At 71.3% G+C, this 16,238-nt stretch carries 11 protein-coding genes; 7 read left to right on the top strand and 4 right to left on the bottom strand.

Annotated elements, in window-relative coordinates; translation table 11 throughout:
* Positions 1 to 162: 162 nt before the first annotated feature.
* On the bottom strand, positions 163 to 2,754 hold the full coding sequence (locus tag HDA40_RS42195) for a helix-turn-helix transcriptional regulator (RefSeq protein WP_253759876.1): 2,592 nt from the start codon (positions 2,752 to 2,754) through the stop codon (positions 163 to 165).
* A 219-nt stretch (positions 2,755 to 2,973) separates the two neighbouring features.
* Here HDA40_RS42195 and HDA40_RS24745 point away from each other — a divergent pair, with 219 nt between their 5' ends.
* From HDA40_RS24745 to HDA40_RS24735, 3 genes are all read left to right on the top strand, one after another.
* On the top strand, positions 2,974 to 5,412 hold the full coding sequence (locus HDA40_RS24745; protein ID WP_253759874.1) for a hypothetical protein: 2,439 nt from the start codon (positions 2,974 to 2,976) through the stop codon (positions 5,410 to 5,412).
* Positions 5,413 to 5,625: 213 nt separating this feature from the next.
* Entirely contained in the window at positions 5,626 to 7,338 is a 1,713-nt protein-coding gene (locus HDA40_RS24740) for an FHA domain-containing protein (RefSeq protein WP_253759872.1), read from the top strand.
* Positions 7,335 to 8,951: a serine/threonine-protein kinase gene (locus tag HDA40_RS24735; RefSeq protein ID WP_253759870.1), complete on the top strand. Its 1,617-nt coding sequence runs from the start codon at positions 7,335 to 7,337 to the stop codon at positions 8,949 to 8,951. The genes HDA40_RS24740 and HDA40_RS24735 overlap by 4 nt, the downstream gene beginning before the upstream one ends.
* Before the next feature lie 83 nt (positions 8,952 to 9,034).
* Here the strand turns inward: HDA40_RS24735 and HDA40_RS24730 are convergent, their stop codons facing one another.
* Entirely contained in the window at positions 9,035 to 9,928 is an 894-nt protein-coding gene (locus HDA40_RS24730) for a DUF559 domain-containing protein (RefSeq protein WP_253759868.1), read from the bottom strand.
* Between the two features lie 144 nt (positions 9,929 to 10,072).
* Here HDA40_RS24730 and HDA40_RS24725 point away from each other — a divergent pair, with 144 nt between their 5' ends.
* From HDA40_RS24725 to HDA40_RS24710, 4 genes are all read left to right on the top strand, one after another.
* On the top strand, positions 10,073 to 10,981 hold the full coding sequence (locus HDA40_RS24725; protein WP_253759866.1) for a hypothetical protein: 909 nt from the start codon (positions 10,073 to 10,075) through the stop codon (positions 10,979 to 10,981).
* Positions 10,982 to 10,991: 10 nt separating this feature from the next.
* A complete protein-coding gene (locus HDA40_RS24720) occupies positions 10,992 to 12,119 on the top strand; it encodes a sensor histidine kinase (RefSeq protein ID WP_253759864.1) in 1,128 nt (375 codons plus the stop codon).
* On the top strand, positions 12,116 to 12,754 hold the full coding sequence (locus tag HDA40_RS24715) for a response regulator (protein WP_253759862.1): 639 nt from the start codon (positions 12,116 to 12,118) through the stop codon (positions 12,752 to 12,754). The genes HDA40_RS24720 and HDA40_RS24715 overlap by 4 nt, the downstream gene beginning before the upstream one ends.
* 133 nt (positions 12,755 to 12,887) lie before the next feature.
* The gene (locus tag HDA40_RS24710; protein ID WP_253759859.1) at positions 12,888 to 14,327 is read left to right on the top strand and encodes a protein kinase family protein; all 1,440 of its coding nucleotides are present in this window, start codon (positions 12,888 to 12,890) and stop codon (positions 14,325 to 14,327) included.
* Here HDA40_RS24710 and HDA40_RS24705 read toward each other — a convergent pair.
* Positions 14,312 to 14,788, bottom strand: coding sequence for a type III secretion system chaperone family protein (locus HDA40_RS24705; RefSeq protein ID WP_275979341.1), 477 nt, complete (start codon positions 14,786 to 14,788; stop codon positions 14,312 to 14,314). The two genes, HDA40_RS24710 and HDA40_RS24705, sit on opposite strands and share 16 nt — an antisense overlap.
* Before the next feature lie 2 nt (positions 14,789 to 14,790).
* Complete coding sequence (gene mshA, locus HDA40_RS24700; RefSeq protein ID WP_253759855.1) at positions 14,791 to 16,146, bottom strand: D-inositol-3-phosphate glycosyltransferase; 1,356 nt, start codon at positions 16,144 to 16,146, stop codon at positions 14,791 to 14,793.
* Between the last annotated feature and the right edge of the window lie 92 nt (positions 16,147 to 16,238).

The following is a 16,238-nucleotide window of genomic DNA, read 5'->3' as shown; positions in this document are numbered from 1 at the left end:
CCACCCATCCCCCAGCTCCTCGCTCGGCGCCAAAGTCGAAACAGATCAACTAGGCGAACCCCCGGTTTGCACAAGCGAGGCGCGTTACGGATCACGCTACGCCGGGCGTATTCCGTCGTCCACCGGTTTCCGTGTCTCTACTGTCACAATCTGTAACGGTGATCACACGGGTCTCCTGCTGTCCCGGAGATGAGCCACCAATTCCACCCGGCTGCGCACGCCGAGCTTGCGGTAGATGTTCGCGAGGTGGGTCTCGACTGTTCGCTCGCCGATCACCAGCCGTTCCGCGATCTCCCGCGCGGAGGCTCCGGCCGCGGCCAATTCGAGCACTTCCTGCTCGCGCCGGGTCAGCGTCCGGCCGTCCGGCGGCTCGAACCGGTCGATTCGGCGTACCAGGCCGGAAAGGCCGCGCTCGGCGGCGAACGTCCGCGCGCCCTTCACGTCCTGCGCGTCCGCGCGCAGCCGCGCCCGCTCCCAACGGAGCCAGGCGAGCCACGGCGTGTTACCGACCACGCGCGTCGCGTCGTCCAGCCAGGCCGTGACGCGCTTCGGGTCCGCTTCCAGTCGAGCTGCCATCAGCGCCGTGGGTCCGGCACTCGCCGTCGCCGGTCCCGCCACGATCCATTTCCCCTGATACGCGGAAAGCCGCGCACCGAGCCGGTCGGCGGCAGCGGCGTCGGGCTCGGCCGCGACGACGAACGCGATCGTCCAGGGGTCGAGGGGCTGAGCGGCCAGCTCCTCGATCAGCGCGCCGGCCAGTTCGTCGCGCCCGTCGGCGCGGGCGATCCAGGACTGGGCGGCGGTTATCCATAGTGGACCGCCGACGTCCCGCAACCGATCGCCGAGGTCGCCCGGGTCGCCGTCGAGCAACCGCAGTCCGGCGTATGCCGCGAGCCCTTCCAAGTCAGCCGTCACCGTGAGGTGCTCTCGGGCGGCGGCCACCTTGCCCGCCAGGACGAGGCGATGCGCCGCGATCTCCGGTACGCCGTCCACCTCGGCCAGATGCCGGTCGGCCAGACCAAGGTCGCCGTCCCGCATGGACAGCGCGGCCACCGCCCGATGCGCCCGGCTCAGCAGTACGCCGTCGTCCAGCGCCCCGGCCTCACGAAGCGCCTGCCGCAGCTGGTCGGCGTCCGGCTCGACCTGCGCGAGCAGTGCTTCAGCCATCGCGCGGGGGTCGGCGCATTCGCGGGCCGCCGCCAGCGACTGCTCGGCGAGCGTGCGAGCCGCCGCTCCGGTCGACTCCAACGCCAGCCGGGCGCGCAGTCGAGCCACAGTGGACAGATCGGCGCCACGGAGATAGCCGCGCAGCTCGTCTTCAGGGGCGGGCGGTCGGGGCGGCAGCGGGGCGTTGAGGAGGGCGAGTGCTTCGGTGAGCGCGGTCGCCCGCTGCGGGTCGGTCGGCTCCGCCGTCGCACCCGACCCCGATCGCGGCCCGTACGCCAACGCCGCCTCGGCGAGCAGTCCGGCGTCCTTCGCTTGGCGGCCGAGGCGTACCGCCGCCGCGAACGCGTCTCGGGCCTGTTCCCGGTGCGCGGACTGCAGTTGCGCGGACCCGTACGCGACCAGCAGCCGGCCCAGGTGGCCGGGGGACCACTGCGCCCGGGAGGCCAGTTCCACCGCGACGGCGAAAGCGTCCGCCGCCTCCGCCGGACGTTCGGCGGCCCGAGCGGACGCGACGGTGGCGGCGACCGCCCGGTCCAGGCGTTCGTCGCCGCCGAGCACCGCCGCCGCGACCAGGTGATGGGACAGCTCGGCCACAGTGGGCGCACGTTCGCCCGCCCGCGCGCCGACCGAGAGCAACGCGTCGGCGACCGCCTCGTGCAGGCCGGCGGTCTCGGTCAGGCCGAGGGAGTCGTAGCTCAGTTCACGGACGAGCGCGGAGTCGAAGGCGAAGACGCGATCGGTCACGGGCCGGATCAGCCCGGCCGTGATCGCCTCCTCCAGCGCGGGCAACGCGGCGTCCCCGGCAACTTCCTCCACGATGGACAGATCGAACTCCCGGCCGACGACCGAGGCGATCCCGAGGACGTGCCGGGCGGGCTCGGTCAGCGCGGCCAGGCGGCCGGTGATCGGTGCCGTCGCCGACTCCGGCCAGCGCAGGGCGACCCGGCGCCGCCCGTCGTCGGACTCCCGCAGCTGCCCGGCGACCGCGGTCAGCAACGCGGGGCTGCCGTCGGTCCGGCGGCGCAGCTGCGTCGCGAGCGCCTCCGGCACCGGCCAGGCGACCGTTCCGGCCAGCATCTCGCCGACCTCGTCCCGGCTCAACCCCGGCAACCACACCCGGTACGCGGCCGGACCGGACGGCAGCGTCTCCGCGACGGCTGGGCGTACCACCGCGACGACGAGTGTCGGGGTCGCGGGCGGCTGATCGGCGTACTCGGCGAGCAGCGTCAGCGTCTCCTCGGCGGCGCGGTGCAGGTCGTCCAGCGCGACGAGCACCGGCCCGGTCTCCGCGAAGGCTTGGGACAAGGCGGCCTGCGCCGACCAGACGTCGTCCACAGCCGACGGCGAACCGAGGTCGGCCAGCACCCGCTGCCACGGCCAGAGCGCGGGCGCGCCCGCGGCTCGGGGCGGCGCCACACGTGCGTATCGAAGTGCCGGAGTCCGTCGATGGAACTCCTCCAACAGCCCGCTCGCCCCCCGGCCGGGTTCGGCGATCAGCAGCACCACGCGGAGCCGCCGCTCGTCGACGACCGCACGGGCGTGCCCGGCCAGAGCCCCCAGCTCCACCGCGCGCCCGACGAACCGCACGTCCTCACCCCCACCCTTTCCGGCGACGCTATTCACTCCTGCGGCCGACCGGCCATCCTCCGCCCGGAGGGTACCCAGAGCGGTACGGATGGCAGTACGGAGAACCCGCGCATGGGAAAGTTCCGTACCCGGCCCGATGACCACCGAGCGGCTCGCTTCCTACCTTCGTACTCGTTCCTGGCAAGCCCCCAGACAGCCACCGAGAAAGGATCGAAGGACATGTCCCAGTTCCGCGACGTGATCGCGCGGATGGCGGTGGACGCGGAGTTCGCCCGGCATGCGCGATCCCACCCCGACCAGGTGGCCGCCGAGTACGGGTTGACCTCCGAGGAGTCCGACCGCCTCCGCGGCCTGGCCGACGCCTCCACGGGCAGCGGCCCGCAGGCGCTCGGCGTACGCCTCTCCAAGAGCGGTGTGACGACCGGCGGGTTGGCGACCGCCCTGACCTCCGGCCCCGACCTGCACGTGGACGCGCACGTGGCGCCCGAGGTGCACATCGCACCGCACACCGTCACCCCGGCCGACGGCGGCCACGACGGTCCGGGCGACTCGGGCGGCGGCGACTCCGGCCCGGACGACGGCCCGAGCACCACCCCGCCCGGCGGCAGCGAGCCCCCGTCCGGCAACGGAGGTACGCCGTCCCCGGCCATCATCGTCCAGGGTGGACTGCACCCGACCCCGGACGGCGCGGGTGGCGGCGACGGCGGCCACGGCGGTCTGGAGATCGGCCCGAAGCAGGACGACCCCGCGCCTCCGCCGCCGAGCAGCCTGCACCTGACCCCGGGCGCGCTGCACCTCACCGGTGGCGACGACGGACCCGGTGGCGGCCCCAGCGGTGGGCCCGGTGGGCTGCCGACTCCGCCCACGCCGCCCAGCGGCGACCCGACGCCGATGAACCTCGTCCTGCCCGACCTCGGTCACACGGATTCGCCGGACCCGATCGCGCCCGGCGGCGACGCACCGCAGCCGCTGCGACTCATCGGCGACCTGGACTTCGGCACCGGTGACGGCGGTTCCGACGGCGGCTCGGACGGCGGCGGTCCCGACGGCGGCGACTCCGGCGGCGGCGACTCCGGCGGCGGCGAGGAGCTGGCCACGTTGCCGCCCGGCGGTCGGCTCGCCGGCCTCGTCGGCTCCGACTTCCACCTGCCCGACCTCGGCAACCTCAGCGACGGCGACAGTGGTGGCGAGGACGGCGGCAGCCCGTTCCCGAGCGGCCTCGGCCTGCCGGACTTCGGCCCGGACAGCGACGGCGACGGTACGCCGGACGCGTTCGAGGACGCCGACGGCGACGGCATCCCGAACATGACGGACACCGACTCGGACGGCTCCGGCGGACCAGACTGGGGCCCGGACAGCGACGGCGACGGCGTGCCCGACTTCATGGAATCGCTCCCCGACATCTTCCCCACCATTCCCGGGACTGGTGACGGCTCGGACGGCGGCGACGCACCGGACGGCGGGCTGCCGGACTTCGGCCCCGACTCCGACGGCGACGGCCTGCCCGATTCGCTCGAAGGACTCGGGACCTGGGGTGCCATTCCCGGCCTCGGCGGGGACGGCGGCACCGACGGCGGCGACGCACCAGACGGCGGCCTCCCGGACTTCGGCCCCGACACCGACGGCGACGGCCTGCCCGATTCCTTGGAAGGGCTGGGCACCTGGCCGGGCGGAATTCCGGGCCTCGGCGGCGAAGGCGACGGCGGCGCAGACACCCCCGGCGGATTCCCGGGCTTCCCGGGCGGGCTGCCTGGCCTGGGGCTGGACACCGACGGCGACGGCACCCCGGACATCTTCGACTCGACGCCGAACGGCGACCCGCCGCCGAGCCCGGTCTTCCCCGGCGGCCTGCCGGATCTGGATCTGTCCGGTCTGTTCGGCGACAACGACGGCGACGGCACGCCGAACTACCTCGACCCGACGCCCGACGGTCCGGTCCACCCGATCTTCCCGGGCACGCTGGCCGACAGCGACGGCGACGGCACGCCGGACATCCTCGAAGGCGACCTCGTCTTCGACCCGGGCATCATCGTGGACCCGGTGCACCCGGTCGACCCGGGCGGCGTACTCGGCGACCCGCCGGTCTTCGACCCGGGCGACGGCGGCGCACCCACCGACCCCGGTCCCACCGACCCCGGCCCCACAGACCCCGGTCCCACAGACCCCGGTCCCACAGACCCCGGTCCCACCGACCCCGGTCCCACCGACCCCGGTCCCACCGACCCGGGCAGCGACGGCGGCACGCCGACGCCGGAGCCCTCCGACAGCACTGGAACCGACGGCGGGACCGGCACCGAAGGAACCGGGACGGGCGGCATGGGCGGCGGCACCGGCCACACCGGTACGCCCACCCCGGAGCCCTCGACCGAGCAGCCGCCGGCCGAGCAGCCCGAGACGGAGTCCCCGGTGGCCGCGGCCGACGCGGCAGCCGCCTCGCACGCCCCGGGCACGACGACCCCGCCGGCCGACGGCGGTCAGGCGGGCGGCGCCCAGGGCGGCGGCGCGAGCGACGACGGCGGCATCGGCATGACCGAGCTGGCCATGGGCGCGGGCGGCGTGGTCGCCGGCGTGGTGGTCGGCGGGATCGCGGGCGGCATCGCGGGCGCGAAGTTCGCCGGCAAGGACGACGACGAGGACAAGACGCAACCCAACGCTTAGCACCGACTCGCGGAGAGCACCCACCCTCCGCCGAGTACGCCGGCCGGGGCCGAGTCTCCCCCGTGCTCGCCCCGGCCGGCCCTACCCGTCAGCCCGAAGGCTGCGGATCACGGTTACGCATGCGATCTCGGCCCCAGATCACCTGCATAACCGTGATCCGCAGGGAACAGAGCCGAGTCAGAAAGGCCCGAGATGCTCTGCCACGCCTGTCACGTGCACCTGCGCCGGGACTACCCGTACTGCCTGCACTGCGGCACGCTGCGCAAAGGCGCCAAGATCGCCGAGTTCGCGGCTCCGGAGCTGCGGCACGCGGGGCAGGCGTACCCGTTGGTCGGTCCGGTCACGACGATCGGGCGTACCAGTGACAACGACCTGATCCTGGACGACCCGAGCGTCTCCCGGCACCACGCCCGGATCACCCGGGGACCCGAGGGTTTCGTGCTTGAGGATCTCAGCTCGTTCAACGGGACCACCGTCGGCGGGCGTACGCTCCACGGCGATCGAGCGGCCCTCAACGACGAGATGGAGCTGCTCTTCGGGGACGTCCCGGTCCGCTTCGCGCAACCGCGGAGCGCGGCTGTCGGCTCCAAGACGATGGTCAAGGGCACCGAATACACGATGCTCGCCGCGGCGAGGCAACAGCCGGAGGCGGCCACCGCGACCGAGCCGTTGTCGGCGGTTCCCCGGCGGCGGTCGGGTTGGGCGCTCAAGCAGGTCCCGGACAGTCGCGGGGTCGAGCAGTGGGTGCTGAGCAACACGCGTACGGGGCAATATCTTCAGCTCGACGACCGGGACGCGTTCCTGTGGACCAGTCTGGACGGCGAGAACAGCGTTCGCGACCTGCTCTTCCTGTACGCCGACAAGTACGGCGAACTGGCCCTCCCCCGGATCGAGCACACCCTGCGGACGTTCGCCGCGATCGGGCTCGTCCGCGGGCTCTATGGTCAACGCGATCCGGAGCGGCCGCCGCTGCTGAAGCGGATCGGCCAGGCGATCTTCCGGGCGCTGCTACGGCTGGAGCTGTCGGTGAAGGGCTTGGACGCCCTGGTCGGCCGGATGTACCGAGCGTTCGGGTGGCGCTTCTTCACGCGTACAAGTGTGGTCGGCTTGTGGATTTTGATCTTGGGTGGTCTCTACGCCTTCTTCGTCGCGCAGCGCAAGCAGCAGCTGTTCGATGTGGGCGGCGCGGGCCTGGCCGGCGCGATCGTGGTGGCGGCGGTCTGCCTGATCGCGCTGGCGATCCACGAGAGCGCGCACGCGCTGGCCGTGAAATCGTATGGCCGCAAAGTGACCCGCGGCGGCTTCATGCTGATGATGGGCATGCCGTTCGCCTTTGTGGACACGAGCGACATGTGGTTCGGTACGCGCTGGTCGCGCATCGTGGTGACGTTGTCGGGTCCGCTGTCGACCGCAGCCGTCGCGGGAGCCGCCTCGGTCGTCGCCGCCTATGTGCCGCAGCCGGTCGTCTCCGGGATCGCCTTCCAGATCGCCTTCGCGCTCTATCTGAACACGATCTACAACCTCAATCCGCTCATGCCGCTCGACGGCTACCAGGCGCTGTCCGACGCGCTTCGCATGCCACGGCTGCGGGAGGAGGCGTCGGCCTACTTCACCAAGGGGATCTGGGCCGACCTGCGGGGCGGTAAGCGTCCCGGGCTGAAGCAGTGGGGCATGGCGGCCTACGGGATGACGGCCGTTGTCGGCATGACGGCCTTCATGGTGATGGCCGTGTTCAGCTGGCGTACGCGACTCGACGGGATGGTCCAGAAGTACCTCCCGGCCGGCTTCGCGATTCCGGTGATCGTCATCGGGCTGGGTGTCTTGATGTTTCCGATCTGGTTCCGCATCTACAAGAAGGTGTCCACACTGGTGCGGCGAACGGCGGCAAAGCGTTCGCTGACCGAGCCTGGGGAGGCGACGGCATGACCTGGTCGGTGCCGGGATATACGGCGGTTCAGGAGTTGGGGCGCGGCGCGTCCGGGTTGGTCGTGCTCGCCACGCACGATCAGACGGGGGTGCCCGTCGCGATCAAGTACCTCGCCGACAACCTGAAGAACGACGAGACCTTCCTCCGCGAGTTCCGGGCCGAGGCCCGCATCCTCGCCGAGGTCCAAGACGACCACGTCGCCCGCCTCTACGAGTACGTCGAGAACCCCGGCGGCGCGGCGATCGTCATGGAACTGGTCGACGGCGTCGCCCTCCGCAAGATCATCCGGGAGCAGGGCCCGGCCGAACCCGAGGCCGCGCTCGTCGTGCTCAAGGGCTCGCTTCTGGGCCTGGCCGCCTCACACAGACTCGGCATCGTCCACCGCGACTACAAACCCGAGAACGTGCTGGTCGACGCGCAAGGCCAGAGCAAGCTCGCGGACTTCGGCATCGCCGTCCGCGCCGGGCGTACCGGGGCGCTCGCGGGCACACCCAGCTACATGGCCCCCGAACAGTGGGCGGCCGGCACGGCCACCCCGCAGACCGACATCTACGCGGCCACCGCCACCTTCTTCGAGTGCCTCACCGGCGCGCCGCCCTACCGGGCCCCGGGCGACCTGGTCCAGCTCCGCCGGCAGCACGAGTCCGCGCCCATCCCGGTCGACGCCGCGCCCGAAGGGATACGCGGACTGCTGCGACGCGGGCTCGCCAAGGACCCGGCGCAGCGCCCCACCAACGCTTCGATGTTTCTCCGCGAGTTGGAGGCTGTGGCTGGCGCGGCGTATGGCCCGCAATGGGAGGAAGAGGGCAAGAAGAAGCTCGCCCGCCGCGCCCTGCTGCTCGCCGCGCTCTTCCCACTCGCGCTCGCCTCGATGTCCGGCACCGCCGTCGCGGACTCCGCCCTGGGCAAGGGCGTCGGCCACCGACTCCGTTCGCTGTCGAGCGGGGTGAAGAAGGCCCTGGTCGCCGGGACCATCACGGTTGTCGTCGTCGGCGGCAGCGTCGGCGGCTGTGTGGCCCTCAACCCGACGGACGCCGCCAACACGTCCGCCCTCCCGTCGTCGTCGCCTTCTTCCGTGCTTCCGGAAGAGTCCCCCTCGGCCTCGCCGACCGACTCCCCGTTGCCGTCCGACTCTCCGTCGGCGTCGCCCTCGGTGTCGCCGACGACCGCATCGCCGACGCCAACGAAGTCGAAGACGAAGTCGCCGACGCCCAAGCCCACCTCCAAGAGCCCGTCGCCCAGCCCCACCGCGCCGCGCGTGACAACGGCCTCTGTGACGACTGCGTGCTACTTCTCCGGCAAATGCGGCGCATCGACCAGTCTCATCCGCGCGACTTGGGCGATCCGCGCCTCCAACACGAACAAGCTGACCTACCGGCTCCGTTTCGTCCAGGTCGACCCCAACGGCGGAGAGTACGGCACCGTGCTCTACACGGACACGAAGACGCTCCAGGGTTCGCTTTCCTACTCCGACACCGATGACTTCGACGTAGCTACGCTCTGGCGCGACCGGTGCACTTCCGGCTACCAGATCAAGGTCTCGATCATCACGACGCCGGCGAAGGAGAGCGGTTCGCCCTACAACGTCGCCGACTACGTCTGCATCGGGTGACGCTAGCGTCGAAAGTGAGGTGAGTGATGCGTTTGGGGGGTGGAGGGGAGATCAACTAGCCCCCAAACGCATCACTCGCAGCACTAACGGGGATCCCGCCACCCCAGCCGGTGGAGGGCTGTGCGTACCAGGGCGACCGTTCTGTCCGGAAAGCGGAGAACGTCGTCGGCGTTGAACCGGATCACGGTCCACCCGGCGGCGTAGAGCTCGTTCTGCCGTTCCATGTCGTTTCGGTGGGTGGCCTTGTCCCGATGGTGATCGCCGTCGTACTCGATGGCGAGCTTCCACTCCTCGTACGCGAGATCGACCCGAGCCAGGAACCGAACCCGGCCGTCGGGCAGCGTACGGGTGATCCGGACCTGCAATGCGGGCGACGGCAGGCCACCGTCGAGGAGAACCAACCGCAGCTTGGTTTCCATCACGGATTCGGCCCGCCCGTCGCTGAGCGACAGCGCTGTGCGAGCCGCCCGCACGTGGGGCCAGGCCGTGTGCGCGTCAAGGTAAGCCAGCACCTGATCGGGGAACGCCTTGCGCCGCTTGAAGAACGCGTCCAGGGCGACGACGGCGTCCACCCTGGGGAGTAACCGTGCGACGTCGAACACGGTCCGGGGAACCGACGTCACCTGGACCCCGAAGATCTCCGAAACGTCCAGCGCGGAAAGCTGCGCTCTCCGTACCACGAGGTGTTTCTGTGTACGCAGGCTCGTGCCGAGCGGCACGACCACGGTGACCGGGTCGGCGGGCCCGAGCAGCGGGACGTCCCAGAGGGCCGCCGCACTGAGCAGACCGATCGCACCTCCGGGCGGAAGCAGCAACGCGGCCGCCGAGCACCACAACCGGTGATCCACCGGAATGTCGGCGTCGACGTAGATGCCCCGATAGAGCCGTCGACACCGTGGTCCTCGAAGCTTGTCGCGGCTGAGAGCGCCGGTAGCCAGCAGGTCACGTGCCCGGAACGGCTCGATCGGGAGGCGCATCGGACAAGAGTGGCGCGCCGACGACGGCCGGCCGGCGAGTTGTCCACAGCAGTAAAGGCAGGAGGACGGCCTCCTGCTATAGCAGGAGGCGTTGCGGCTGACAGCAGGAAGAGGTGTACGCCGATTCCGAGGACCGTCAGGTGCATGAGGAATGCACTGAGGAACGCGTACCGGGGAAGTTCGTGGCTCACCGTGATGGCGGCGGCGATGACCGCGCTCGCTGTCGTGGCGCTGCTGGGGCTGATCGTCGACGACCGTACCGTGCTGGGCCAGCCGACGTGGCTCAAGCCGTTCAAGTTCGGCACCTCGTTCGCCGTGTACGCCATCACGCTGGCGTGGTTGCTGAGTTTCGTGACGCCGACGCGGACGAAGAAGATCGCGGTCGGCCTGATCATCGTGGGGTCCTATCTGGAGGTCGCGCTTATCGTCGCGCAGGCGGCGCGGGGCAGGGCGAGCCATTTCCACGTCGAGACGGCGCTGGACAACATGATCTGGAACGCGATGGGTTCGATGGCGGCGCTGTTCGGCGTCGGTACGGCGATCGTCGCGGTCGTGATCTGGCGCAATGCGGTGCGGGATCGGACGACGATGGTGGCCGCCAAGGTCGGGCTGCTGTTGCTGCTCGCCGGGATGGGACAGGCAGCCCTGATGGTGGTGCCGACGAAGGAACAGCTGCGGCTGGACGAGATCGAGGATCAGCCGATGCTCGGCGCACATGCGGTCGGCGTACCCGATGGTGGAGCTGGACTGCCGATCACCGGATGGAGCACCACGGGCGGCGACCTGCGCGTGGGCCATTTCGTAGGGGTGCACGGCCTGCAGGCGATGATCCTGCTGGCGATGTTGTTCCCGGGGCGGCCGCGGCTGATTCAGGTGGCCGGCGGCGCCTATGCCGGGCTTCTCGCGCTCGTGACCTGGCAGGCGTTGCGCGGTCAGCCGCTGACCCAGCCGGACGGGCTGACCCTGGCGGCTGCCGGAGTGCTCGTCGTCGGCACGGTGATCGGGTTGTTCTGGGATCGAACGATGGTCCGCCGTCACGCGGTGACTCGATAGGATCCGCGTCATGCCTTGGGTGGAGTGGCTGTTCGCCGAGCGCCACACCTTCGGCCGCTTGAGCATCGTGGGCCTGGCCGGCGTCGGGTACCTCGCGATCCGGCCGGACGGCGCGTCGATCAACACTGTGGACTGGATTCTGTCGATCGGCACGCTGATCTACGGATTCGCCGCGGTCTGGTCACCGTTCTGGTCGGTGACCGGGCTCGCGGCGGCGATCGGCGCCGGCTGGTTCTTCGGCGCGGACAACGACGTCGTGCCGACTGTCGGCCTCGCCTGGGCCATGTTCGAGCTGGGCATGCGCCGGTCCGGGCGTCCGATGTGGATCGGTCTCGCGGCGGGACTGCTGGGCAGTGTCGTCTCCGATCTCGACGACGCCTGGCGCGAACCGATCACCGTCTTCTTCGCGTCGGCGATCCTGGTCGTGCCGCTGCTCATCGGCGTACAGCTGCGAATGGCGCGGGAACTGGCCCGGCAGGCGTCGGACCGGGCGGCCCAGGTGGTGTCCCGCGTCCGAGCCGAGGAGCGCGCCACGATCGCCCGCGAACTGCACGACATCGTGGCGCACCACGTCGCGTCGATCGTGCTCCGGGTCTCGGTCGCGGCCGACGTGCTGCCGATCGAGGACGCCCGGGTCCGCAAGGTCCTCGACGATGTGCGTACGACGGGGTCGTCCGCGCTGACGGATCTGCGAAGGCTGGTCGCCGTGCTCCGGGACGTGCAACCGGCGGACTATCTCGTGGACCCGGCCGGGCTCGTCCTCGCGCTGGAGTCGGCGGTCGACCGCAGCCGGGGGCTCGGCCTGACCGTCGAGGCCGCGATCGACCCGACCGTGACCGAGCTGGACTCGCGTACCGCGCTGGCGGTGCTGCGGCTGACCCAGGAAGGACTCGCCAACGTGGCCAAGCACGCCGGGACAGCGGCTCGCGCCGAACTGTCCATCGACGTCCGCGGCGAGCAGGTCGCCTTCGAGCTGCGCGACTTCGGCGGCAGCGCCGCACCGACCGGCGACGGCGGGCACGGGCTCGTGGGGCTGCGCGAGCGCGTGGAACTGCTGGGCGGCGGGCTGCTCGCCGCCCCAGCCACCCCCGGCTGGCGCCTGTCCGCGCTGGTCCCGGCCATGCGGGCGGCGTCATGATCCGGGTGCTCCTGGTCGATGATCAACAACTTGTACGCGCGGGGCTGCGCATGCTGTGCGAGTCGGATCCCGAAATGGAGGTGGTCGGCGAAGCGGCCGACGGCGGCCCGGCGGTCCGCATGGCCCAGCAACTCCGTCCGGACGTGATCGTGATGGATCTCCGGATGCCCGGCGTCGACGGCACCACCGCGACCGCGCGCATCCTCGCCGACCGCCCCAGTACGCGAATCCTCGTGCTGACGACGTTCGACGACGACGATCACCTGTACCCGGCGTTGGCGGCCGGTGCCTGCGGTTTCCTGGTGAAGGACGCGTCGCCGGGCGAACTGCTCGACGGCGTACGCCGAGCGGCGGCTGGAGAGAGCCCGTTCAGCCCGGACGTGCTGCGGCGCTTGGTCGCTAAGGCGCTGCGACCGGCTGAGCCGCCGCGACCCGCGCTGACGAACCTCACCGACCGCGAACGGGAAGTGCTGGCCCTGGTGGGCACCGGCCTGTCGAACCCGGAGATCGCCGAGCGACTGCATCTCGGCGTCACGACGGTGAAGACCCATGTCGCCAATCTGATGACGAAGACGCGCAGCGGGAACCGCGTACAACTGGCGGTGATGGCCGCTCAGTCGGGCCTCGTGGCCTGAGCGTCGTGCTCCGGACAGTGGCCCATACCTTCGGCCAGTGTGCGACCCATCCGGCCGGTTGTAGCCTGACGCCGATCAAGCCGGGGAGCCGTCGGGCGAGCCGGCGGGAGCGCAGTCAGACAGGGGGCGGGCCGTGAGCATCGGCACGTGGCAGGAGACGTCCACTGCGGACGGTCGGAAGGTGGGCGCGCTCGCCCTGCCGCAGCAGGACCGGGAGCAGCTGACGCGGGTCGTCGCGGCCGTCAACGCCGTACGCAAACTCGCCCTGCCCGGGGTTGTGCCGGTCGCCGACCTCGTGGGGCACGGCGGGCGCGCCTGGCTGATCTCGGGTGCGCCGGTCGGGCCGTCCGTGGCCGACCTGGCGACGCGGATGACCCCCGGGACCGCCGCGACCGTCCTGTCCGACACCGGCCAGACCCTGATGCGCCTGCACCAGGCCGGTCTGGCGCATGGCGCGGTCGATCCGAGCACGGTCGTGGTGAGCCCGGCCGGGGTCGCGCTGCTGAGCGAGGTCGGCGTCGCCGCGGCCACCGCGGGCCGGCAGCCCACCGCGGCCGAGGATGCCGCCGCGTGGGCGGAGTTGGCCCGGCGCATCGGTGGCGGCGACCAGACGCTGCAGATCGTGGCCGCCGCGGCCGCCGCCGGTTTGGAGACCGGGTTGCGGGTACTCGCGGCGCACGCTTCCGCCCTGCCGGGCTTCGGCGATCGCCCCGCGCTCGCGGCGCTTCGGAAGCAGCCCCCGCCGATCGTCGTGCCGCTGGACATCCCCCCGCCGGAGTCGACGACGCTGCTCCCCGGCGCGGCCACCGAAGCCGCCGTTCAGACCGTCCCGCAACAAGCGGTCCCCCAGCAGCCCGTGCCCCAGCAGCCGATGCCGCAGGCCGTGCCTCAGCAGGCGATGCCCCAGCAGGCGATGCCGCAGCAGCCGATGCAGCAGGGTGTGCGACAGCAGCCGGTGGCGCAGGATCATCTGGCCACGCAGATGGCGCGGCGGACGACCGAACCGCAGCCGCAGCAGCCGGCCCCCGTCGAACGGAACGCGGACGGCGTACTGCGGTTCGGCCAAGGGCCGGTCGCGACACCGGTGACGCCCAACTGGACGCCGCCGCCGACGGCGTACAAGCCGCCGAAGAAAAGCCTGTTCAAGCGGGTCACCGGGGTGCTCGGCAGCCTGGTGTCGCTGCTGCTCGTGCTCGGCGTGGGCTACGTCCTCCTGCTCCGGTTCCTGCCGGAGGCCGGGATCCCCAACCCGTTGGGCCTGTTCAGCTCGACGCAGATCACCGGGGTCACCGTGCAGAAGGTGGCCGTGACGACGTGCAACACGCAGGCGGACGTCGTCGGGACCGTGGTGACCAACGGCGAGCCCGGCAGTTTCGCGTACGAGTGGGTCGACAGCGACGGCCATCGCAGCGGCCGCCTCGACCAGACCGTACGCAAGGGCGAAGGCTCGGTGCAGGTGCACTACTACTGGGGCTTCAGCGGCAAGGGCAGCCACAAGGGCACCGCGACGCTGAACATCCTGGCCCCGGTGCAGATGACCGCGAACGCCGAGGTCACCTACTCCTGCAAGTGATCCGCCGGCGCCAGGTGCTGGAAGGCGCGCAGGTTCTCCGTCGGTTCGCCACGGCTGATCCGCCAAGCCCATTCGCGGCGGATCGCCTCGGCGAACCCGAGCTCCAGCAGCGCGTCGAAGGACTCGTCGGCGTACGAGAGCACCGCTCCGAGCAGCCGGTCGAGTTCCTCGGCGGTCACCGCGTGGTTCGGCAGGCGGCCGGTCAGGTAGATGTCGTCGTTGCCGTCGATGGAGAAGGACACCCCGTACATCCGGGCGTTCTTGCGGAGCAGCCAAGCCCAGACGGCTTCGTGGTTCTCGTCGGGGTGGCGGACGACGAAGGCCTCGATCCGCAGGGAGTGCTCACCCGGGATGAGGTTGACCGTCGTCTTCAGCTTGTGCGTACCGGGCAGCACGACGACCAGGCTGCCCTGCGCCGACACCTCGTACGCGACGCCCAGCTCGTCGAGCAGGGCGCCCAGCTCTACCACGTCGCGGCGCCGGCGAGATCCGCGTGGTCGCGGAGCAGCAGGCGTGCCCGGTTCTCCTCCATGGCTTCACGGTAGACGTCCAGCAACCCGGACGCCGTGCGAGCCCACGAGAACGCGCGGGCGTGCTCGACCGCGCCGTGGGCCAGCTCGGTCAGCCGATGCGGCGCCCGGAGCAGCCGGTCGAACACCCGGGCCCAGTCGCCCGGGACGTGGCCGTCGACGAGAACACCGCTCACCTCATCGCGTACCGCCGTGACGAGCCCGCCGACGGCGGCCGCCACTACCGGCGTACCAGTCGCTTGTGCTTCGAGGGCGACCAGGCCGAACGACTCGTTGTGCGACGGGACCGCGACCACGTCGGCGGCGCGGTAGACCGCGACCAGGTCGTCGCCGGATTGCGGAGGCAGGAAGCGCACGCGGTCGCGGAGCCCGAGCGACGCGGCGAGTTCGATGAGCGCGGTGGGCCGGTCGAGGCCGCTGCCGCTGGGGCCGCCGACGATGACCAGCGTGGTGTCCGCGGCCAGATCGCGATCGCGCGCGCAGAGTTCGGCGAGGGCCTGGATGAGCACGTCGGGTGCCTTGAGCGGCTGGATGCGGCCGACGAAGGTGACGATCCGCCCGCGCTCGGGCAGGCCGAGCCGCTTCCGGGCGGCGAGCTTGCCGGCCGACGCGGCGACCCGGGGCAGCGGCTGGAAGCGATCGAGGTCCACGCCGGGTTCGACGACGCTGACCCGGTCGAGCGAGGCCTGGTAGAGGTCGATGAGTTCGCGCGCCTCGGTCGGCGTGTTCGCGACAAGCCGATCGCTCTCGGCGACGACCTGCTCCTCACCGATGACGCGGGACCGCGGCTCGGCCCGGTCGCCCGCCGCCAGCTGCAGGTTCTTCACCTTGGCCAGGGTGTGCGCGGTATGCACCAGCGGTACGCCCCAGCGCTGCTTGGCGAGCCAGCCGACCTGGCCGGACAGCCAGTAGTGCGAGTGAAGCAGGTCGTAATGACCCGGCGGCCGGGACGCCTCGGCCCGCAGCACCCCGTGCGTGAAGGCGCAGAGCTGAGCGGGCAGGTCTTCCTTGGCCAGCCCCTCGAACGGACCGGCGTTCACATGCCGCACCAGTACGCCCGGAGCCAGCTCGACACTGCGTGGCAGATCGCTGGAGGTGGTTCGAGTGAAGATCTCGACCTCGACCCCCGCCTCGGCGAGGCGTTTGGAGACCTCGACGATATAGACGTTCATGCCGCCCGCATCGCCGGTACCGGGTTGGTGCAGGGGAGACGTGTGCACCGACAGCGTTGCGATGCGGCGTGGGGTCCGAGGGCTCACGGTGCCTCCAACAGCGCAGCGGTTGTTCATAATCCCGACACATCAGCCAGACGTGATCCACATCACGCTGTGCCGATTTTGCGGTTGTCCGTCCCGGCGGGCGGACCGGCCCAACCCGGCGG

The sequence above is a fragment of the Hamadaea flava genome, from assembly GCF_024172085.1.
GTDB classification, from domain to species: Bacteria; Actinomycetota; Actinomycetes; order Mycobacteriales; family Micromonosporaceae; genus Hamadaea; species Hamadaea flava.
This window is presented reverse-complemented; position numbering and strand designations above follow the sequence as displayed.